Annotated in this window: 17 protein-coding genes; 12 read left to right on the top strand and 5 right to left on the bottom strand. The window is 66.4% G+C overall.

Going from position 1 to position 18,278, the window contains the following annotated elements; translation table 11 throughout:
* Window positions 1–13: 13 nt before the first annotated feature.
* A complete protein-coding gene (locus QE452_RS18620; protein WP_309660288.1) occupies window positions 14–718 on the bottom strand; it encodes a recombinase family protein in 705 nt (234 codons plus the stop codon).
* Between the two features lie 318 nt (window positions 719–1,036).
* On the opposite strand from QE452_RS18620, the gene QE452_RS18615 reads away from it, so the two are divergent.
* The gene (locus QE452_RS18615) at window positions 1,037–1,282 is read left to right on the top strand and encodes an AbrB/MazE/SpoVT family DNA-binding domain-containing protein (protein WP_309660289.1); all 246 of its coding nucleotides are present in this window, start codon (window positions 1,037–1,039) and stop codon (window positions 1,280–1,282) included.
* Window positions 1,279–1,665: a type II toxin-antitoxin system VapC family toxin gene (locus tag QE452_RS18610; RefSeq protein ID WP_309660290.1), complete on the top strand. Its 387-nt coding sequence runs from the start codon at window positions 1,279–1,281 to the stop codon at window positions 1,663–1,665. The genes QE452_RS18615 and QE452_RS18610 overlap by 4 nt, the downstream gene beginning before the upstream one ends.
* 99 nt (window positions 1,666–1,764) lie before the next feature.
* On the opposite strand, the gene QE452_RS18605 is transcribed toward QE452_RS18610, so the two are convergent.
* Window positions 1,765–4,125: a TonB-dependent receptor gene (locus tag QE452_RS18605; protein ID WP_309660291.1), complete on the bottom strand. Its 2,361-nt coding sequence runs from the start codon at window positions 4,123–4,125 to the stop codon at window positions 1,765–1,767.
* A gap of 200 nt (window positions 4,126–4,325) precedes the next feature.
* On the opposite strand from QE452_RS18605, the gene QE452_RS18600 reads away from it, so the two are divergent.
* From QE452_RS18600 to QE452_RS18585, 4 genes are all read left to right on the top strand, one after another.
* Window positions 4,326–5,234, top strand: coding sequence for a polysaccharide deacetylase family protein (locus QE452_RS18600; protein ID WP_309660292.1), 909 nt, complete (start codon window positions 4,326–4,328; stop codon window positions 5,232–5,234).
* Between the two features lie 96 nt (window positions 5,235–5,330).
* On the top strand, window positions 5,331–6,626 hold the full coding sequence (locus tag QE452_RS18595) for an MFS transporter (RefSeq protein ID WP_309660293.1): 1,296 nt from the start codon (window positions 5,331–5,333) through the stop codon (window positions 6,624–6,626).
* On the top strand, window positions 6,623–7,744 hold the full coding sequence (locus tag QE452_RS18590) for a metallophosphoesterase (protein ID WP_309660294.1): 1,122 nt from the start codon (window positions 6,623–6,625) through the stop codon (window positions 7,742–7,744). The genes QE452_RS18595 and QE452_RS18590 overlap by 4 nt, the downstream gene beginning before the upstream one ends.
* Before the next feature lie 71 nt (window positions 7,745–7,815).
* Complete coding sequence (locus tag QE452_RS18585; protein ID WP_309660295.1) at window positions 7,816–8,028, top strand: hypothetical protein; 213 nt, start codon at window positions 7,816–7,818, stop codon at window positions 8,026–8,028.
* Window positions 8,029–8,047: 19 nt separating this feature from the next.
* Here QE452_RS18585 and QE452_RS18580 read toward each other — a convergent pair whose 3' ends face one another.
* Both QE452_RS18580 and QE452_RS18575 read right to left on the bottom strand, forming a co-directional pair.
* Window positions 8,048–8,350 (bottom strand): HigA family addiction module antitoxin, encoded by a 303-nt coding sequence (locus QE452_RS18580; RefSeq protein ID WP_309660296.1) that lies wholly within the window; start codon window positions 8,348–8,350, stop codon window positions 8,048–8,050.
* Window positions 8,350–8,637 carry a type II toxin-antitoxin system RelE/ParE family toxin gene (locus QE452_RS18575; protein WP_309660297.1) on the bottom strand — a complete coding sequence of 96 codons (288 nt, stop codon included), beginning with the start codon at window positions 8,635–8,637 and terminating at the stop codon, window positions 8,350–8,352. Before QE452_RS18575 ends, QE452_RS18580 begins: the two co-directional genes overlap by 1 nt.
* Before the next feature lie 143 nt (window positions 8,638–8,780).
* On the opposite strand from QE452_RS18575, the gene QE452_RS18570 reads away from it, so the two are divergent.
* From QE452_RS18570 to QE452_RS18555, 4 genes are all read left to right on the top strand, one after another.
* Window positions 8,781–10,883, top strand: coding sequence for a TonB-dependent siderophore receptor (locus QE452_RS18570; protein WP_309660298.1), 2,103 nt, complete (start codon window positions 8,781–8,783; stop codon window positions 10,881–10,883).
* 71 nt (window positions 10,884–10,954) lie between these two features.
* On the top strand, window positions 10,955–11,092 hold the full coding sequence (locus QE452_RS18565; protein ID WP_309660299.1) for a hypothetical protein: 138 nt from the start codon (window positions 10,955–10,957) through the stop codon (window positions 11,090–11,092).
* Window positions 11,093–11,203: 111 nt separating this feature from the next.
* Window positions 11,204–14,332 (top strand): TonB-dependent receptor domain-containing protein, encoded by a 3,129-nt coding sequence (locus tag QE452_RS18560; RefSeq protein ID WP_309660300.1) that lies wholly within the window; start codon window positions 11,204–11,206, stop codon window positions 14,330–14,332.
* Between the two features lie 103 nt (window positions 14,333–14,435).
* Window positions 14,436–15,959, top strand: coding sequence for a tryptophan 7-halogenase (locus QE452_RS18555; RefSeq protein ID WP_309660301.1), 1,524 nt, complete (start codon window positions 14,436–14,438; stop codon window positions 15,957–15,959).
* Window positions 15,960–16,062: 103 nt separating this feature from the next.
* Here QE452_RS18555 and QE452_RS18550 read toward each other — a convergent pair whose 3' ends face one another.
* Complete coding sequence (locus tag QE452_RS18550) at window positions 16,063–16,449, bottom strand: MoaF-related domain-containing protein (protein ID WP_309660302.1); 387 nt, start codon at window positions 16,447–16,449, stop codon at window positions 16,063–16,065.
* A 90-nt stretch (window positions 16,450–16,539) separates the two neighbouring features.
* Between QE452_RS18550 and QE452_RS18545 the strand changes: the two genes are divergently transcribed.
* Together QE452_RS18545 and QE452_RS18540 are read left to right on the top strand one after the other, a co-directional pair.
* A complete protein-coding gene (locus tag QE452_RS18545) occupies window positions 16,540–17,427 on the top strand; it encodes a LysR family transcriptional regulator (protein ID WP_309730685.1) in 888 nt (295 codons plus the stop codon).
* Window positions 17,428–17,867: 440 nt separating this feature from the next.
* Window positions 17,868–18,269, top strand: coding sequence for a nuclear transport factor 2 family protein (locus tag QE452_RS18540; RefSeq protein WP_309660304.1), 402 nt, complete (start codon window positions 17,868–17,870; stop codon window positions 18,267–18,269).
* Window positions 18,270–18,278: the final 9 nt, after the last annotated feature.

Here is an 18,278-nt window from a genome sequence, read left to right as displayed (position 1 = left end):
AGATGCCGTTCCATCATGGTATGGTCTTCGCCGCAGCTTCGATCTGCGCCAGGGTTTGATTGTCCGATTGCGCTACCAGCTTGGCACGGTGCAGAGCGGTCACCCGTTTCACCTGAGCGATACTACATCCGGCCAGCTCTGCCGTCCGGGCGATGCTCATCCCCGCCTCGCGCAGGCCGATGATGCGGCGATGGTGCGCCAGGTCGGGCTTGCGACCGGTATAGCGCCCGGCCCGCTTGGCGATTTCGATCCCCTCGCGCTGCCGTTCGCGCCGGGTTTCGTAATCGTCGCGCGCGGTCTGCAAGGCGACGCGCAGCAGCATGTCCTGCACGGCTTCGAGCACGATCCGCGCCACACCTGAACTGTCGGCGACGAGATCGGTCAGATTGACGATCCCAGGCACCGCCAGCCGCGCCCCCTTCCCCCGGATGGCCGCTACCAAGAGTTCGGCCTCGGGCAGTGGCAGGCGGCTGATCCGGTCGATCTTCTCCGCGATCACCACTTCGCCCGGTTGCAGGTCCGCGACCATGCGCAGCAGTTCGGGCCGGTCGGGCCGAGCCCCCGACGCCTTCTCCCGGTAGACCGCCGCCACATAGAAGCCCGCCGCTCGCGCCCCGGCCACGATCGACTCCTGGCGCGCAAGGTCCTGCTCGTCGGTGCTGACCCGCAGATAGACCCGCGCCGCTTGGACTCCGCTGCTATTCTGCTGGTTCGTCATCGCTTCTCAGCTCATTCGGGTATACCCTGTCTAGCCTGCATCTACTGCCATGGCCATCATGCGCGTCGACCAATCTTTCGTGGCCTAGCTCAGTTTGCCGAACCTATGTGGCCATACCACAGAACGATGTCTTGAAACCCTGCCATGCCTGCATTCGGAAATGACACACCTGCGGTGACGTAACGGTGGCTCATCTGTTCCTTCATCCTCATGGCATGTCACAACCAGCACTTTTTGGTACTGTAGCGCCTTGTTGCCCAAAATGACGCTATCGATTATTTAAGGAAGCACGATCCCCACCATCGGCAAGGTGACGCAATGACCATACAAGTGAACATCACACCCAATGGCCGCATGAGCCTGCCGGCCGACATTCGCAAGCGACTGGGCCTGGTGGGCGGTGGTGCGGTCTATCTCGACGAGACAGACGACGGCGTCGTGCTACGCACCGCGCACCAGGCGGTGGCCCGGGCGCAGGCGCTGGCCCGGAAGTATACCGGTGACAATCCGGACGCATCGGTCGGCGCCTTCCTGTCGCGACGGCGGGAGGACAGCGGCGAATGAGCGTCGTGCTGGATGCCTCCGCGATCATCGCGATGCTCAAGGGCGAAGCGGGGGCGACCAAGGTGGCAGGGGCGATCGCCGACGCGCGGGTCAGCAGCGTCAACTATGCCGAGGTGGTCAGCCACTTCGTCCATGCCGGCATGCCGGAGCGCGAAGTCGACGCCATGCTCGATCCCCTGCCGATGACCATAGTCCCGGCGGACAAGGCGCTGGCGCAGGTTGCGGGACGGTTGCGCGCGACCACGGCATCGGCCGGCCTCAGCCTGGGCGACCGCTTCTGCCTGGCGCTGGCGCTGCGCGATGGCCTTCCGGCCTGGACCAGCGATCGGCACTGGACGACGATCGCCGATGCGGTCGCGGTCAAGGTCGTCACGATCCGCTGACGCCGGGCGCGACATCCGGAGAGGAACAGTCGCCCCCCGTCCCCCCCCCCCCCGCCGAACCGCGCCGCCCCGATCGCCACGACCGGGGCGGCCCCCAAGTCAGAACCGCATCGTCGCCTCGACGCCATAGGTGCGGGCTTCGTTGAAGAAGCCCGACAGGCCAGTCAACGTGTTGAGCGACTTGTAGAACATGTGCTGCTCGTTGAAGAGGTTGCGTGCCCAGGCCGACAGGCCGAGCCGCGCGCCGGTGTCGTTCAGCGGAAGGTCGGCCAGCCCGATCCGCCCGTTGACGACGAAGCCCGCATCGCCCCGGGGCTGGGTCACGCCCGGCGCGGGGTCGTTGTAATTGGCGTAGAAGCCACTGTCGTAATTGGCGTCGAGATGCGCGACCAGGCGAAGGTCGCCGATCGGCCGGTCGTAATCGATCGCGCCGCTCGCCGCATGGGCTGGCGTATAGACCGGATAGATGCGGATCGGCGTCGTCACCACCACGCCGTTCGCGCCCTGCGGGAAGGGATTGACCGTCGCCGGAATGGTCACGTCGTTATAGGCATAGCTGGCGGTCAGCGTCAGGCCCGCCATCGGCGCGAAGGTCAGTTCCGCCTCGACCCCCTTGACCCGGCCGGTGCCGGGCGCGTTGGTCGTCTCGATCGTGGTGCGATTGGTCTGCTGCACCACGCCGTTGACGATCTGGAGGTAATTGGCCTGGAAGTCGATCTGGATCGCCTTGTACGCGCCGGTATAGGCGGCGAGGTTCAGGCGCGCGCGATGATTGAGGAATTCGGTCTTGGCGCCCAGTTCGACCATCGACAGAGTCTCCGGATTGAACGGCGCATAGCGCAGCGAGCGCGAGTTGGCCCCGCCCGACTTGTAGCCCTCCGACCATTTGGCATAGACATGCACGTCTCGCGCCGCATCATAGGCCAGGGTCACCAGCGGATCGACCCGCGACCAGGCGGCGTCCAGCCCGCGTGGGGCGACCAGCCCGTCCACCTTGGGCGTCGCGCCGCTGACGAGGGTAAGCGCGCCCTGCTTCATGTCGCGGGTATAGCGCGCACCCCCGGTCAGGTGCAGCCGGTCGTCCAGCACCGCCGGGGTCCAGGTCGCCTGGCCGAACACGCCGATGCTGCGCGTGGTGATGCGGCTCACCCGGTCATAGGGAACGCTGGCGATGGAATATTTGGCGACCGTCGCTGCGGTGCCGTCGGCATTCCACACCATCGTGTTGAACGCCTGCGCATTGTCGGTGGTATGCTCGCGATAAGCCAGTGCGCCTGCGACATATTGGACGCGCGGCGTATCGCCGATCAGCTGGATCTCCTGGCTGAACTGGTTCTGCCGGAACATCGCCAGGCTGTAGCGGCTGAAACCGCCATTGGGCGTGAACAGCGCGCTGTTCTGGCCGCCATTGTCATATTGGCTCTGGTCGAGCACGCGATAGGCGGTGATCGACTTGAGCTGGAGGCCGGGTGCGAGGTCGAGGCCCAGCGTCAGCCGATGGCCATGCGTCCAGCCGATGCTCTCCTGTTGCGGCACGCCGACGCTGGCGACCCGCACCCGGTCGGGCAGCAGCGGCAGGTTCGGCGCGCGCGGCTTGGTGCCGGCCGCGACCGTCTGGAGATAGAGCGGCGTCGACGCATCATAGGAGCTGTCGAAGGCGTAATCGGCGCTGACCCCGTCCTGCGGCTTCCACAATGCCTCGACATGCCCGCCGCGCCGGTCGAAGCCGTTGAAGTCGGCCTGGCCCGGCAGGGGATTGGCGACCAGCCCGCCGCGCCGGGTGAGGATGCCGTCCAGCTTGATGCTGACATCGTGCCATTCGGGCAGGTTCAGATGCGCCTTGGCCTCGTGGCTGCCGTAATTGCCGATGCCCATCGTCGCCGACAGGTCGAACCGGCCGGTCGGCTTCCTGGTCACGATGCTCACCGCGCCGCCCTCGGTATTGCGGCCGAACAGCGTGCCCTGCGGCCCCTTGAGCACCTCGATCGTGTCGATGTCGTAGAGCGCGGTCGCCAGCCCCTGCGCCCGGCCCAGATAGACGCCGTCGACATAGATGCCGACGCCCTGGTCGCGCGCGGGCTGGTTGCTGTCGGCCAGCACGCCGATGCCGCGGATGTTCATGACCAGCGCCGAGTTGCGCGAATAGAAGGGCGCGACGCGCAGGCTGGGGATCGCGCCGTCCTGCAGGTCGACCAGCGACTGGACATGGCGGTTGCGCAGGTCCTCGGCCGACAGCACCGAAATGGCGATCGGCGTCTTCTGAAGGTTTTCGGGCCGCTTCTGCGCGGTGACGATGATCTCGCCCAGCGTGCCGTCGGCGTCGGTCTTCTGGTCGTCGGCCACTGGTGGCGTGGTCGCGGGGGTGGCGGTCGTCGCAGCCAGGGCGGGCGTCGCCGTGGCGATCAGCAGGGCGCAGGACGCAAGAAGCCGGCCCGCGAAATGCGAGGTCGTCGAAGTCACGGTAGAATATATCCCCCAATCGGTGTCGGCGGGGCCATGGCGACGGATCATTTCGCGGGGATGACAATCGACCGGAGTTTATCCTGAAAAGAATGTCATCTTTCCAGGATCGTGCGATGGGGTTCGCGTCCCCCGAAACATCGCTACCCATCGAAACATCTGTTTCGCAATATGTTGAGTCCCGTGGACAGCCGGTGGAGATGCGTCCGTTCGCGCGTTGCGCCGGCATGAGCCGCTCGCACCATGACCGCTATGCCTATCGCCCTATCATCGACCGTCTGGACTATGACTGGCCCGGCGGACGCCGCCTCGCCGTCTATCTCGGCGTCAATTATGAGGTGTTCGACTTCGATGGCGGGCTGGGGCCGGAACTCGCCCCGTCGCAGACCCAGCCCGATGTGATGAACTATGCCTGGCGCGACTATGGCAACCGGGTCGGGGCATGGCGTCTGTTCGACCTGTTCGATCGGCTGAAGCTGCGCACCACGGCGCTGCTCAACGCCGATGTGCTGGACCGCTGTCCCGGTCTCGCCGAGGCGTGCCGCGACCGGGGCGACGAGATCGCGGCGCATGGCGGCAGCAACGCCCAGGCGCAGGGCAGCTTGATCCGCCCGCGCGAGAATGGCCTGATCGCCGACGTCACCGATCGGCTCGCGACGCTCGGTATGCGGCCGTCCGGCTGGCTGGGCCCGTGGATTTCGGAAAGCGCGCATACGCCGGACCTGCTGGCCCGCCATGGCTATCGCTATGTGCTGGACTGGGCGCATGACGACCAGCCGACCCGCATGGCGACCAAGCATGGCGGCCTGCTCTCCATTCCCTATTCGCAGGAGATCAACGACCTGCCCGCGATCATCCAGCGCAAGCAGGAGGCGGAGACCTTCGCGGCGATGATCCGTGACGGCGTCGCGCAGCTCCTGTCCGAATGCGACCGCCGGCCGCTGGTCCTGGGCATCGCGCTCCACCCCTATATCATGGGCCAGGCGCACCGTGTCCCCCCGCTCGCCCGCGTCCTGACCGCTCTGCGCGAGGCCGACGATCCGCGCATCTGGTGGACCACCGCCGGCGAGATCGCCGCGCATGTCGAGGCGAACGACCTGGCCGTCTGAACCTTCCAAGTCGCGGTCTTTCCCGTGAATTTTCCGTCACAAAGCACCGATCCGGCCCGATGCGGGTTCCGCCGCAAACGATGACGGAGCGACGCGATGGCAACGGCGGCTTTGAAGGGATCGTCGGCCCGATCCGGTGACGACAGGAAACGCGCGACCACCGCCTTGCAGGCGCTCAACTTCTTCATGGCCGACATGCAGGCGGGAATCGGCCCGTTCCTAGGCGTCTTCCTCCAACAGCGCGGCTGGACCTCGGGCCCGATCGGCACGGTGATGACCGCGGGCGGCGTCGCGGGAATGGTGATGACGGTCCCCGCCGGCGCCTTTATCGACCATACCCAAAAGAAGCGGATGGTGGTGATCGTCACCGGCATCTGCACGGTGATGGCCTCGTTCCTGATCCTGTTGTCGCAATCGGGTTGGGTGGTGACGGTCAGCCAGATCGGCACCGCGATCGCGGGTGCGGCGATCGGCCCGGCGGTGACCGGCATGACGCTCGGCATCGTCCGGCAAAAGGGCTTCAACGCGCAGAACGGCCGCAACCAGGCCTGGAACCATGCCGGCAACATGGTCGGCGCGGGCCTGTCGGGCTGGCTGGGCTGGATGTTCGGGATGCCGGCGATCTTCTATCTGGCGGCGGCCTTCGGCGTGCTGGCGATCGCCAGCGTGCTGATGATCCCGGAACGCGCGATCGATCACCAGGCCGCGCGCGGGCTGGAGGGCAAGGGCGAACAGGATGACGCCAAGGACAAGAAAGGCGGACAGGCGGAGGGCTTCAAGGTCCTGCTGCGCAACAAGCCGATGCTGATCCTGGCCGCCGCGCTCGCCTGTTTCCACCTCGGCAACGGCGCGATGCTGCCGCTCTACACGCTGGCGGTAGTCGGAGCCGGCAAGGGCAATCCGGCGCTGTTCACCGCCACCACGGTGGTGGTCGCGCAGGCCGTGATGATCGTCGCCGCCCTGGTCGCGATGAAGATGGCGTCGGGCAAGGGCTATTGGCTGGTGCTGCTGATCTCCTTCGCCGCGCTGCCGCTGCGCGGCGTGCTGGCGGGCAGTTTCATCGAGCATTGGGGCGTCTGGCCGGTGCAGGCGCTCGACGGCATCGGCGCGGGGCTGCAAAGCGTCGCGGTGCCCGGCCTGGTCGCCTGCCTGCTGAACGGCACCGGCCGCGTCAATGTCGGGCAGGGTGCGGTGATGACCATCCAGGGGCTGGGCGCGTCGCTCAGCCCGGCGATCGGCGGCTGGCTGGCGCAGGAACTGGGCTACACCATCGCCTTCTATATCCTGGGCAGCTTCGCCGCGATCAGCCTGGCGCTGTGGATCGGTTTCGCCGGCACCTTGCGCCCGGCTTGCGCGGGCACGCGCAACCAGGATGCGGAGACGGCGGCATGAGCGGCACGATCAGCTGGGTCCATGTCGGCGACCTTCATGCCGATGCGGCCGATGGCTGGGCCGGCATCACGCGGCTGGAGCGGATCGTCGCCGAACTGGCGGCGGTGCGCGAGGGGATCGACTTCGTCTTCCTGCCGGGCGACAATGCCAATCACGCCGAGCCCGACCAGTATCGCCGGATCATGGCGGCGCTGGCCCCCCTCGCCCTCCCGGTGCTGACGATCCCCGGCGACCATGATTTCGAGGACGGCACGCTCGCCGCCTTCCGCGACGGCACGCCCGAGGCGATGCGGCCCTTCGCGCGGACGATCGCCGGCCATCGCTGCCTGTTCCTCGACATCGTCAGCGCGGGGGCGGGCGGACCCGATTTCCGGATCGGCGCGGGCCAGCGTCGCCGCCTCGACGACGCGCTGGCCGAGGCGGACCTGCGCGGCGAGACGCCGTTGGTGTTCATGCACGCCTTCCCCTCCGACCTGGCTGATGGCGGCGAGGATCTGGCGACCCTGTTCGCCGAGGCCGGGGTCGGCTTCGTCGATACCGGCCACACGCATTACAATGCGCTGCTCAACGACGGCCGCGTCGTCTATGGCGCGACCCGCTCGACCGCGCAGATCGAGGAGGAGGACGGCACCCCCGGCTACAGCATCGTCAGTGTCCACCACCGGGTGCCGAGCTGGACCTTCCGCCCGATCGGCACGCCCTTCCCCCATGTCCAGATTCTGTCGCCCGCCGATCTCCGGCTGGTGACCCGCCCGCACGACCCGCGCCATGTGCCCGCGCCGGGCCCGATCGAGATCGTCGCGCGCGTGCTGGGGCCGACGACCGAGACGCCCATGGTGGAGGTCGCGGGGACGGCGCAGGCGATGACCCGCATGCCTGCCCTGCCCTCGACCTGGCGCGCGGAGGTCGTGGTGGCGGAGCCGGGCCTGCACCCGCTGACCGTCCGGTGTGGCGATGCCATGGACCGGATCGAGATGCTGGTCCGCGCGAAGGAGGATCGCCCCAAGCGCGGCCGCCCGGTCGCGCCCGGCCATGCGGTCCATTCGATCGGCGCCTGGCCGTCGCGCGGCATCTGGGGCACCCATCTCGGCCCCAATGCCAATGGCTGCGGCTGGTAGGATCGCGGCGCGGCTTGCACGCGCGCCGCTCTGCCGCCATCGGGGCGGGACGATCCAGCCAGAGGCCCGCCATGCTCGACCCCGATATGCCCGTACAGGCCGCCGCAGGCGGTCAAGCCGCCATCGCCTTCGCGCTGTTCGAACATATCGCCGCGCGCGATCCCGAGGCGGTCGCGCGCAAGGACGATGCCATCGCCGTCTTCCGCGAATGCATGGAGGCGGTCGGCCACCGGGTGGAGGCGGGGGCCCCCAAGCCCCGCCCGATCCGGCTGGGCGGCGACTGAGGTCGGGCCTTAACCGGGGTCAGGCCGCGACCAGGCTGCGCTCCACGACGATGGCGTCCTGCTGCGCGCGGGCCTGGCGGATGTCCCAGGCCAGTTGCATCCGCAGGATCGTCTCGGCATCGATGCCGAACACCTTCTCGAACCGGATCGCCATGGTCGGCGACAGGTCCGCCCGACCGTTGAGCAACGCGCTGAGCGCCTGCCGGGTGACGTGCAGCCGCGACGCCGCATCGCTGACCGACAGGCCATGCGCCTCGACGATCTCGATCGCCAGCCAGCGGCCGGGATGGATATGGTGGCTGGCGTGCAGACGAATGGCCATCAGTGATAGTCCTCCAGATCAAGGTCGACGATCGCGCCATCAGCGTTCAACCGGAACGTCATGCGCCAGTTGCGGGTGACGGTGAGTGCCCATGTCCCCGCCCGGTCGCCGGTCAATATGTGCGCCCCGTAATTGGGCGGGGCGCGTAATGCCTCGACCGAAGAGACGCTATCCAGGAAGAGCAACATCCGGCTGATCCGATCAACCGACTTCCCGTCAAGCCCACGGGTCTGACCCGTTTCAGCGAAACGTCGAAGCGCCGCGTGACGGATGCTCTCGATCTCCACGCGTAATCGCTAATCCATCAAACGTCGCCTGTCAAGCGACGGTTTACAGAGGCGAACCAACCAAATCAACGTCACGCTCTTGCGAAGCGCTATCATTAGCATTATTCGGCCCCCATCTGCACAATCGGGGGGGACCACCTATCATGAAGCCTATCATCCTGGCCGGCGTCGCGCTGGCCACGCTCGCCGGAACGCCCGTCCGCGCGGCCGAACCGGACGCGGCGGAGCGCAGCACGCCGGCCGAGATCGCCGCGGACAAGGACCGCGAGATCCTGGTCGAGGGACGGCGCGATGCGGTGTTCGCCGGCACCAAAACCGACACCCCGCTGATCGAGGTGCCGCAGCCGGTGACCGTCATCCCGGACGACGTCTACCTGGCGCAGGGCGCGATCAGCGTCGCCGATACCGTCCGCTATGCCGCCGGGGTCAATTCCGACGCCTATGGCCGCGACACCCGCGTCGACAGCTTCACCATCCGCGGGGTCAACGCACTGCAGTTCCGCGACGGGATGCGCGACATCTTCAGCTATTATGCCAGCATCACCGCCGACCCCTATAATTTCTCGCGGGTCGAGGTGGTGCGCGGCCCCGCCTCCGTCCTGTTCGGGCAGGGCTCGATCGGCGGGATCGTCAATCTCGTGTCGAAGACGCCGCTCTTCACCAACAGCGCCGACCTGAACCTCGTCTATGGCAGCTATGACCGCAAGGAAGTGCTGGCCGATGTCAACGGCGTCGTCGGTGATAAGCTCGCGGCGCGGATCGTCGCGCGGGTGCGCGATGCCGACACCTATGTCGACCATGTCCCCGACGACCGGGTGATGATCGCGCCGTCCGTCACCTGGCGGCCGGGGTCCGCCACCGACGTGACGCTGCTCGGCCTCTACCAGGACGACCACACCGGCTCGACCACCAACTTCCTGCCGGTCATCGGCACGCTGCGCGACAATCCCGGCAATCCGCGCCTGCCGCGCTACCTGTTCGTCGGCAAGCCGGGATATGACCGCTATGACGGCCGTTTGCTCCAGGGATCGGGCCTCGTCACGCATCGCTTCACCGACGATCTGAAACTCAGCCTGAAGGCGCGCTACATCGACAGCGCCCTCGACTATTTCACCCATTATCCCGATAGCTACAGCAATCCGACCGACCCCTATCTGCCGGGCAGCAACGGGCGGCGCATCGGCCTTTATGCGGGATCGTCGGTCGCCCGGCTCGACATCTTCTCGACCGACAACAACGTCCAGTGGCGCGTCCATACCGGCCCGGCGGTCGAGCACACCCTCCTCGCCGGTGTCGACTATAGCTGGAACCAGGTCCGCAAGAGCAACAATTACGGCTATCAGGTCGTCGACCTCTACGACATCGACTATGCCTCGATCGTCGAGCCGCCGCTCACCGCCCCCTTCACCCGCGACGCGCAGAAGCAGCTCGGCCTCTATGTACAGGACCAGATGCGGCTGTGGGACCGCGTCTCCGTGGTGCTCGGCGCGCGACGCGACCGGGTGCGGGGGTCCAGCCTGAACACCCGGACGAACGTCACCAGCCACACCACCGACACCGCCACCACCTTCCGCGCCGGCATCATCGGCGAGGTGGGGGCCGGCCTGTCGCCCTTCTTCAGCTATACCGAAAGCTTTCAGCCGATCGCCGGCCAGACGACCGCCGGCACCCCCTTCCGCCCGCAGACCGGCCGGCAGTTCGAAACCGGCGTGAAGTGGCAGGCCGACCGCGCCACCCTGGTCACGCTGACCGGCTTCGACATCACCGAGCGGAACCGGCCGATCCCCGACCCCGCCAATCCGCTCGGCCAGATCCAGGCGGGCGAGCTGACCACCAAGGGGTTCGAACTGGAGGCGACGCGCACCCTGCCCGGCGATTACGACCTGTCGCTCGCCTATGGCTTCAACGATGTCGACGGCGACACGGGCGAGATCGGCTATCTGTCGCGCCACACCGCCTCCGCTTGGGGGACGAAGACCTTCCGGGGCGACTGGGCGACGCTGCGGCTGGGCGCGGGCGTGCGCTATCTGGGGCAGCAGGTGTCGGGCAATGACACCTGGACGCTGGTCACTCCCGCCCGCACGATGGTCGACGCGCTGGTCGAGCTGGAGCGCGACCGCTGGCGGCTGCGCCTCAACGCCACCAACCTGCTCGACAACCGCGCCTATGCCTCCTGCCTGGCGCGCGGCGACTGCTTCGTCTCGGCGCCGCGCAACGTGATGCTGTCGCTGGGCTATCGCCTATAGGCGAGCGGGCCGGCGCTCCTGCCATCAGGGCACGAAGTGAGGCGCGTCGCTGGGGAGGGCTGGCTCGGACCTTGACTAAGAACCTGCTGGTCGACGCCCCGGACTGGATGCGCGACATGACCAATCGGTCATGTCGCCACCGCAGGGTCAATGCTTTCCCGGAACGCATGGTCGGCAACCGCATGGTTTCGAAGCTGAACCCAAGCTGAAACATTCGTCATTTTGATGCCGCCCCCTTCCTGATGTAAGCGGTTACATCAGAAAAACAGGCCGGAACAAGGTGCAGCAAGCACCGCCGGTCGTCAGTGGAGGGGATTGGCATGAAGAGCGTGATCGTCCGCAGGATCGGCAATCTGGCGCGCACGGGCAGTTCGCTGTCGGCGATCGTGATGGCGGGGCTGGCGGCGGGCGTCGTCGTCGCGCCGACCGCCGCCTTCGCCCAGACCGCGACCTCGACGCTGCGCGGCCGCGCGCCGGCGGGCGTCGAGGTCGTCGCGACCGAGACCAGCACCGGATCGGTCCGCCGTACCACCGCCGGCACGGACGGCACCTATGTCATCGCCGGCCTGCCCTCCGGCAATTACCGGGTCACGGCCGGCGACCGCTCGGCCGTCGTCGCGGTCGCGGTCGCCTCCACCGCCGTACTCGATCTCGACGCGCCGGCCGCCGAGGCGCAGCCGGGCGACATCATCGTCCAGGGCGTGCGGCCGTCGGTCGACGTGCGCTCCTCCTCGGTCAACCAGTTCGTGTCGCTGCACGATATCGCGGTGGTGCCGCAGATCACCCGCAACTTCCTGGAATTCGCGGACACGGTGCCCGGTGTCCAGTTCAACGTCGATGCCACCGGCAACACCTCGCTGCGGGGCGGCGCGCAGCTCGCCTCGTCGGTCAACGTCTATATCGATGGCGTCAGCCAGAAGGATTATGTGGGCGGCGGCTCGGGCATCACCGGCAGCGCCGGCGCGCAAGGGAATGGCGATCCGGGCAATCCCTTCCCCCAGCTTGCCATCGCCGAATATAAGGTCATCACCTCCAACTATCCCGCCCAATATGGCGACGCGGCGAGCACGATCATCGTCGCGCAGACCAAGTCGGGCACCAACCAGTTCCATGGCGAGGCGTTCGGCCAGTTCACCAACCAGGATTTGCGCGCCAGGACCCCGGCCGAAAAGGCGGCGGGCAGCGACAAGGCGCGGGTGCCGAGCTGGGAATATGGCGCGGCGCTGGGCGGTCCGATCATCAAGGACGTCGCCCATTTCTTCGTCACCTGGGAGCATAAGAGCCTCTCCAACCAGAGCAGCGTCTATCCCGGATCGGGCGTCACCCAGGCGCAGGCGGTGGCCCTGCTGCCGGCGAACGTCGCCAGCCAATATGGCCCAGTGACCAACCCGTTCACCGAGAACCTCTATTTCGGCAAGATCGATATCGAGCCGACCGCCAAGGACCGGTTCGAATTCACCGGCCGGCTGCGCATCCAGGACCAGATCTCCGGCGGCAATGGCCAGGCCGCGGCCTCGACCGCCGCGCCCTTCGTCAACAACGACCGACGCGCCGATGTCCGCTGGCAGCATAGCGAGGATCATTGGGTCAACGAGGCGCGGCTGAGCTACCAGAACACCAATGCCTCGACGACGCTGGCGACGGCCTCGCCGCAATTCCAATACACCTATTTCCCCTTCGCCTCGCCCAACGCCCCGGCGACCACGCTGATCATCACCGGCGGCCCCGGCTCCGGCGTCGGCGCGATCAACCGCCAGCGCGGCTATACCTTCAAGGACGACCTGACGCTGCCGAACATCCAGTTCGCCGGCAATCACTCGCTCGCCGTCGGGTTCAACTTCGCCTCGGTTCGCCTGACCTCGCAGAACGCCAGCTCCGACCTCGCCAACGCCACCTATTATTACGCGGTCACGCCGGCCGGGGTGGCCGCCACCCCGTACAAGCTGCAATATCCCAATCTGACGGCGGGCTTCACCTCGGCCGGCGTCACCACCACCGCCAGGCAATATGCCGCCTATATCCAGGACGACTGGAGCATCGACTCGCACCTGACGCTCAATCTCGGCCTGCGCTGGGATCATGAGGTGGTGCCGGCCTATCTCGACTATGTCACGCCCGCCAATGTCGTGGCGGCGATCAACGGGCCCTTCCCCGGCACGACCCAAAGCTATGCCTCGGTGCTGGCGCAGGGCAATGGCGCGACGCCCGGCTACAACATTAATGACTATATCAGCACGGGCAGCAACCGGCGCGCGCCCAACAACTTCTCGCCGCGCCTCGGCTTCTCCTACGACATCGACGCCGACAGCCGCCATGTCATCTTCGGCGGCTTCGCCCGGTCCTTCAACCGCAACCAGTTCGCCACCCTGGCACTGGAGACGACCAAGATCGCGCTGAACGGCAATCCGGAGGTCTATTTCCCCTCGGCGGTCACGCAGAACGCCTTCGGCCCCTGCGCCACCGCGGCGGACATCAACCCGGACAATCACTGCTATGCCTTCAACCCGGCCTATCTGACCCCGGCCGGGCTGGCGACGCTCCAGACCAGCCCGTCCTCGCACGAGGTCGACATGCTGCCCAACAATATCCGCACGCCGCATTCGGACCAGTACAGCCTGGGGATGCGCAACAGCATCGGCGACTGGAACACCCAGGTCACCCTCTCCTATGTCGAAAGCTTCGACGGCATCGTCGGGCGCTTCGCCAACCGCTATGCCGATGGCGCCTATTTCCAGAACGGCTCGCCCTGGGGGGCGCAGGGCGTGCCTGGTGTCGGCAGCCTGATCCTGTTCGACAATGGCGCCAAGGACCGGCTGCTCCAGCTCGGGCTCGGCGCGCAACGGCCCTATACGAAACAGTCGGGGTGGAGCGCGACCATCGCCTACACTCTGTCCTATTCGGACCAGAACAATGTCGCCGGCGGGTCCAACCCCTATGCGATCAACAGCAACCAATATCTGTTCGACCTGCCCTATGCCTATCAATATCCCTTCCTGCGGGGCACGGCGACGCCGGTGCACCGGGTCGTCGCGACCTATAGCCGCGACCTGTTCTGGGGCATCCAGTCGGCCGCCAAGGTCGAGCTGGCGACCGCCAACAACGCCACCACGATCCTCGGCTGCCAGGAGGTGTGCAACGTGCAGGGCGGCACCACCCTCTTCGTCAGCCGCCAGCCGAAAGACTTCCTCGGCTACAAGGAGGTCGACCTGCAATTCACCAAGAATGTCGACTTCTGGCGATCGGTGTCGGGCTATGTCCGCGTCGACCTGCTCAACATCTTCAACTTCCACAATTACGACCCGGCCGCCGTGTCGTTCAACACCAACGCCGCCAACGGCCAGCCCCTGCCGATCGGCCAGCAGCTCCAGGTCCGGCCAGACTATAACCGCACGGGCCCGATCGTCGGCGTGCCCTTCACCGTGAAGCTGTCGACCGGCCTGCGGTTCTGACCTCGCTGCGATGGCAGGGTGATCCTCGGGTCATCCACCACCGCTCCGTCACTGGACCCGGGCCTCCGCCGGAGTGGTGCGTGGATGGAAAAGGAAAAGGACGATGACTCACGAGACGACCCAACGCCCGATCCGCTCCATCGCCATCATCGGGGGCGGGTCGGCCGGCTGGATGGCGGCGGCCGCCATCTCGAAGATGTTCGGCCGCGGCATCGCCGTCACCCTGGTCGAATCCGAGGAGATCGGCCTGATCGGCGTCGGCGAGGCGACGGTGCCGCATCTCTCCGCCTTCAACCGCCTGCTCGAGATCGACGAGGCCGAGTTCGTCCGCCAGACCCGGGGAAGCTTCAAGCTCGGCATCCAGTTCGACGACTGGGGCCGGATCGGCGACCGCTATGTCCATGGCTTCGGCACGATCGGCCGCGACCTGGGGATGCTGCCCTTCCACCAATATTGGCTGAAGGCGCGCGCGCTGGGCCGCGCCGGCGAGATCGGCCGCTATTCGCTCAACACCGTCGCCGCGCCGCTCGACCGGTTCATGGCCCCGCCACGCGACGCGCCGCCCAATTCGCCGCTCGCCGAGATCGCCTATGCCTATCATTTCGACGCGGTCCTCTATGCCCGCTTCCTGCGCGGCCGCGCCGAGGCGCAGGGCGTCCGCCGGATCGAGGGCAAGGTCGTGGCCGTCCACCGCGAACCGCAACGCGGCTTCGTCGACAGCGTCGAGATGGAGAGCGGCGACCGGGTCCGGGCCGACCTGTTCCTCGACTGCACCGATTTCCGCGCGCTGCTGATCGGCGACGCGCTCGGGGTGGGGTTCGACGACTGGACGCACTGGCTGCCCTGCGACCGCGCCCTCGCCGTCCCTTGCGCGAAGGTCGGGCCGCCCGCCCCCTATACGCGCGCGACGGCGCGGGAGGCCGGCTGGCAATGGCGCATCCCGCTCCAGCACCGCACCGGCAACGGCCATGTCTATAGCAGCGCCTTCACCAGCGACGACCGGGCCGCCGACCTGCTCCTCGCCAATCTCGATGGCCAGCCGCTCGCCGATCCCAAGCCGCTGCGCTTCACCAGCGGCAAGCGGCGCAAGCTGTGGGACCGCAACGTCGTCGCGCTGGGGCTGGCGGGCGGCTTCCTCGAACCGCTGGAATCGACCGCCATCTATCTGGTCCAGGCGGGTATCAACCGCCTCATGCAGCTCTTTCCCCAGGCCGATTGCGCCGAGGCGTTGCAGACCGCGTACAACGGGCAATCGGCCTTCGAATATGAGCGGATCCGCGATTTCCTGATCCTGCACTATCACGTCACCAGCCGCGACGACTCCCCCTTCTGGAACCACCTGCGCACCATGGCGATCCCGGACAGCCTGCGCGAGACGATCGACCTGTTCGCCGAGAACGGCCAGTTCTTCCGCAACGGCAGCGAGATGTTCGCGCTGACCAGTTGGGTGCAGGTGATGCTGGGCCAGGGCCTGATCCCGCGCGGCCACCACCCCGCCGTCGACTGGGTGGCCCCCGCCGACCTGCACGCGCTGGTCGACCATGTCGAAAAGGTGATCGCCTCCAACGTCGCGCTGATGCCTGCGCACGACCAGTTCATCGCTCGCTGCTGCGCCGCGCCGGGCTGAAAGGAGCGTCACAGGCCGGAATAGCATGACGCCGTTCCGGCACCACCGACCTTACGCTGCCCGGCGCGTTTCTCCCCAAAATGCCGTCATGACGATGGTCCCGTCATCGCTTCGTCAACGAGCCCGCGAGTTGGTAGAAGCTACCATCCATCACCGTATAGAAAGAGCGACTGACGCCATTTGCGAAATCGTCGCAGTGGACGACCGTCGATCGGTCCGCCTCCTGCCACGCGAGCAGATAGATGTCCTCCCCGATACGCGACCATGAAAAGGGGATGGTCGCGGTCTTGCCCATCTGATCGCCATCGAGAAACTCGACCGTCACGCATTGCCCGTCATCGGAATAGCGATTGAGGAAGGTCAGGCCCGGCCCATATCCAGCTATAAAGCTCTGTCCGGCATAGGGAAATTTCTCGGATGCGGTCGAGGACATGAATAGCTCCTTGGGATGGTGACGATGGCAGGCACGCGCCTTGCCGTCCGCCGCCATGTGCCGACCTGATCCGCAGCGAAAAATGGGTCCGTCGACCGTTCATACCGGACGTTGACGTCCGTAATGGGCGATCCTACCCACCCCATGATGGACATGTTCGCCGGCTTGCCTGTCTTCGTCGCCGCGGCCGAAACGGGTAGCTTCGTCGAGGCCGGCCGCCAGCTCGGCGTGTCCGCTTCCGCCATCGGCAAGACCATCGCCCGGCTCGAACGTCGCCTGGGTGTCCGCCTCTTCCATCGCACCACCCGCACCATGCGGTTGACGACCGAAGGCGAACTGTTCCTGCAACGCGGCCGGCGGATCCTGGGCAAGGTCGAGGTGGCGGAGCAGGAACTCCAGAGCTTGCGCGGCGTGCCGAAAGGCCGCCTGCGCATCAGCCTGCCCGCCGTCGGCACGCTGTTCCTGCCGGTCCTGACAAAATTTCTGGCGCTTTATCCGGAGGTGGAACTCGATATCGATTTCACGGACCGCAAGATCGACCTTGTCGAGGAAGCGTTCGATGCGGTGATACGGATCGGGGATACGGACGACAGCCGTCTCATGAGCCGGACATTGGGAAGGTTCCGCCGCGACCTCGTCGCCGCCCCGGCCTATCTCGACCGGATCGGCCGCCCCCGGACGACGGACGAGTTGGCCGGGCATCACTGTCTGCTCTATCGCTTTCCGGATACGGGGAAGATCGAGCCCTGGCCCGTTACGGGCTGGGACGCGCTGCTGAAGGATGCCAGGCTCGAAAAGTTCAGCTGCAACTCGGTCGAAGCCCTTCTCCATCTGGCACTGGCGGGAAAGGGCGTCGCCTGCCTTCCCAGCTTCGTCACGCGCCCATTGATGGACCGCCATCTCCTCGAACCGGTCATGGCAACGGAGCCGGGCGCGCTTCGATCGCTCGTTCTCCTATGGTCGAGCAGCAAGCAGATGCCGCTCAAGCTACGCGCGTTCGTCGATACGTTCGCCAGCGACTTCATCGTCGACTGACTCCATATTTCGATCGCAGCCATCCGCGCTCACGGATCGACTCGCAATCCTGCGCCGCGACCCTGTCCCAAGCCGCTTGATTATGCGCGACAATGCTGTCCGACGAACGATCTGAAATTGTCATGGTGATACCTGTTAAGCTGCTCGTCCCGACGCACCCATCCGTCCAGGATTGGGGTGCGTCGCAACGAACGAGGTGACGTAAAACCAAGTCATGCCCGCGCCACTTGGGCGCAGGCTCACAGCAGAACCGGGCGATGCGCGATTGGCCGATAGGACTTTGTTACAGGATCACTGTCTGGGCACTCCGACGACTCGAAACAGGTAGTTGCGCGCCGTCTGAGAAGCAACTCGGTCGAACGGCTGGTGTCTCGAAACGAGATGCCAATGACAACGCCCCAGCCATGGAAATATCGGCATGCCGTCGCTACAGATGTGGCATGAACACCGAGCGTCAATCACCTGCAGCCCTGGTCCATGGCTTTTATGAAGCACGACAGGCAAAGGATCCGGACGCGCTACGCCACTGGCTGGCGGACGATGTGCGTTGGAGCGAGCCGGTCGTCGGTGATCATATGGGCCACCTTCAGGGGGCCGATGCGGTGGTGGATATGCTCAAACGTGCCCTGGCCACCACGGGCGGCACGTTTTCGCTGCGCGTCGTGAGTACCATCGAGACGGGTAGCCATTGCGCGGCGGTCATCGCGTGGAGCGCGGACAAGAACGGCCGAACCATACGGGGGCAGGAAATGGCCGTCTTCGGCTTCGAGAGCGGTAAGATCACGGAAGCCGTGTTCTTCGCGTCCGATATCCGCAACGATCAGGCCTTCTGGGAGCGCTGAACCAGCTTC

Origin of the sequence: Sphingomonas sp. SORGH_AS_0438 (genome assembly GCF_031453475.1) — a bacterium.
Lineage (GTDB): Bacteria > Pseudomonadota > Alphaproteobacteria > Sphingomonadales > Sphingomonadaceae > Sphingomonas.
The sequence above is the reverse complement of the archived record's forward strand: the minus strand, read 5'-3'. Positions and strand labels throughout refer to the sequence as shown.

What these genes read in the sequence shown, in the direction of transcription:
- QE452_RS18620 (WP_309660288.1), bottom strand. Translation starts at nt 718, where the DNA reads ATGACGAACCAGCAGAATAGCAGCGGAGTCCAAGCGGCGCGGGTCTAT.
- QE452_RS18615 (WP_309660289.1), top strand. Translation starts at nt 1,037, where the DNA reads ATGACCATACAAGTGAACATCACACCCAATGGCCGCATGAGCCTGCCG.
- QE452_RS18610 (WP_309660290.1), top strand. Translation starts at nt 1,279, where the DNA reads ATGAGCGTCGTGCTGGATGCCTCCGCGATCATCGCGATGCTCAAGGGC.
- QE452_RS18600 (WP_309660292.1), top strand. Translation starts at nt 4,326, where the DNA reads ATGCGTCCGTTCGCGCGTTGCGCCGGCATGAGCCGCTCGCACCATGAC.
- QE452_RS18595 (WP_309660293.1), top strand. Translation starts at nt 5,331, where the DNA reads ATGGCAACGGCGGCTTTGAAGGGATCGTCGGCCCGATCCGGTGACGAC.
- QE452_RS18590 (WP_309660294.1), top strand. Translation starts at nt 6,623, where the DNA reads ATGAGCGGCACGATCAGCTGGGTCCATGTCGGCGACCTTCATGCCGAT.
- QE452_RS18585 (WP_309660295.1), top strand. Translation starts at nt 7,816, where the DNA reads ATGCTCGACCCCGATATGCCCGTACAGGCCGCCGCAGGCGGTCAAGCC.
- QE452_RS18580 (WP_309660296.1), bottom strand. Translation starts at nt 8,350, where the DNA reads ATGGCCATTCGTCTGCACGCCAGCCACCATATCCATCCCGGCCGCTGG.
- QE452_RS18570 (WP_309660298.1), top strand. Translation starts at nt 8,781, where the DNA reads ATGAAGCCTATCATCCTGGCCGGCGTCGCGCTGGCCACGCTCGCCGGA.
- QE452_RS18560 (WP_309660300.1), top strand. Translation starts at nt 11,204, where the DNA reads ATGAAGAGCGTGATCGTCCGCAGGATCGGCAATCTGGCGCGCACGGGC.
- QE452_RS18555 (WP_309660301.1), top strand. Translation starts at nt 14,436, where the DNA reads ATGACTCACGAGACGACCCAACGCCCGATCCGCTCCATCGCCATCATC.
- QE452_RS18550 (WP_309660302.1), bottom strand. Translation starts at nt 16,449, where the DNA reads ATGGCGGCGGACGGCAAGGCGCGTGCCTGCCATCGTCACCATCCCAAG.
- QE452_RS18545 (WP_309730685.1), top strand. Translation starts at nt 16,540, where the DNA reads ATGGACATGTTCGCCGGCTTGCCTGTCTTCGTCGCCGCGGCCGAAACG.
- QE452_RS18540 (WP_309660304.1), top strand. Translation starts at nt 17,868, where the DNA reads ATGAACACCGAGCGTCAATCACCTGCAGCCCTGGTCCATGGCTTTTAT.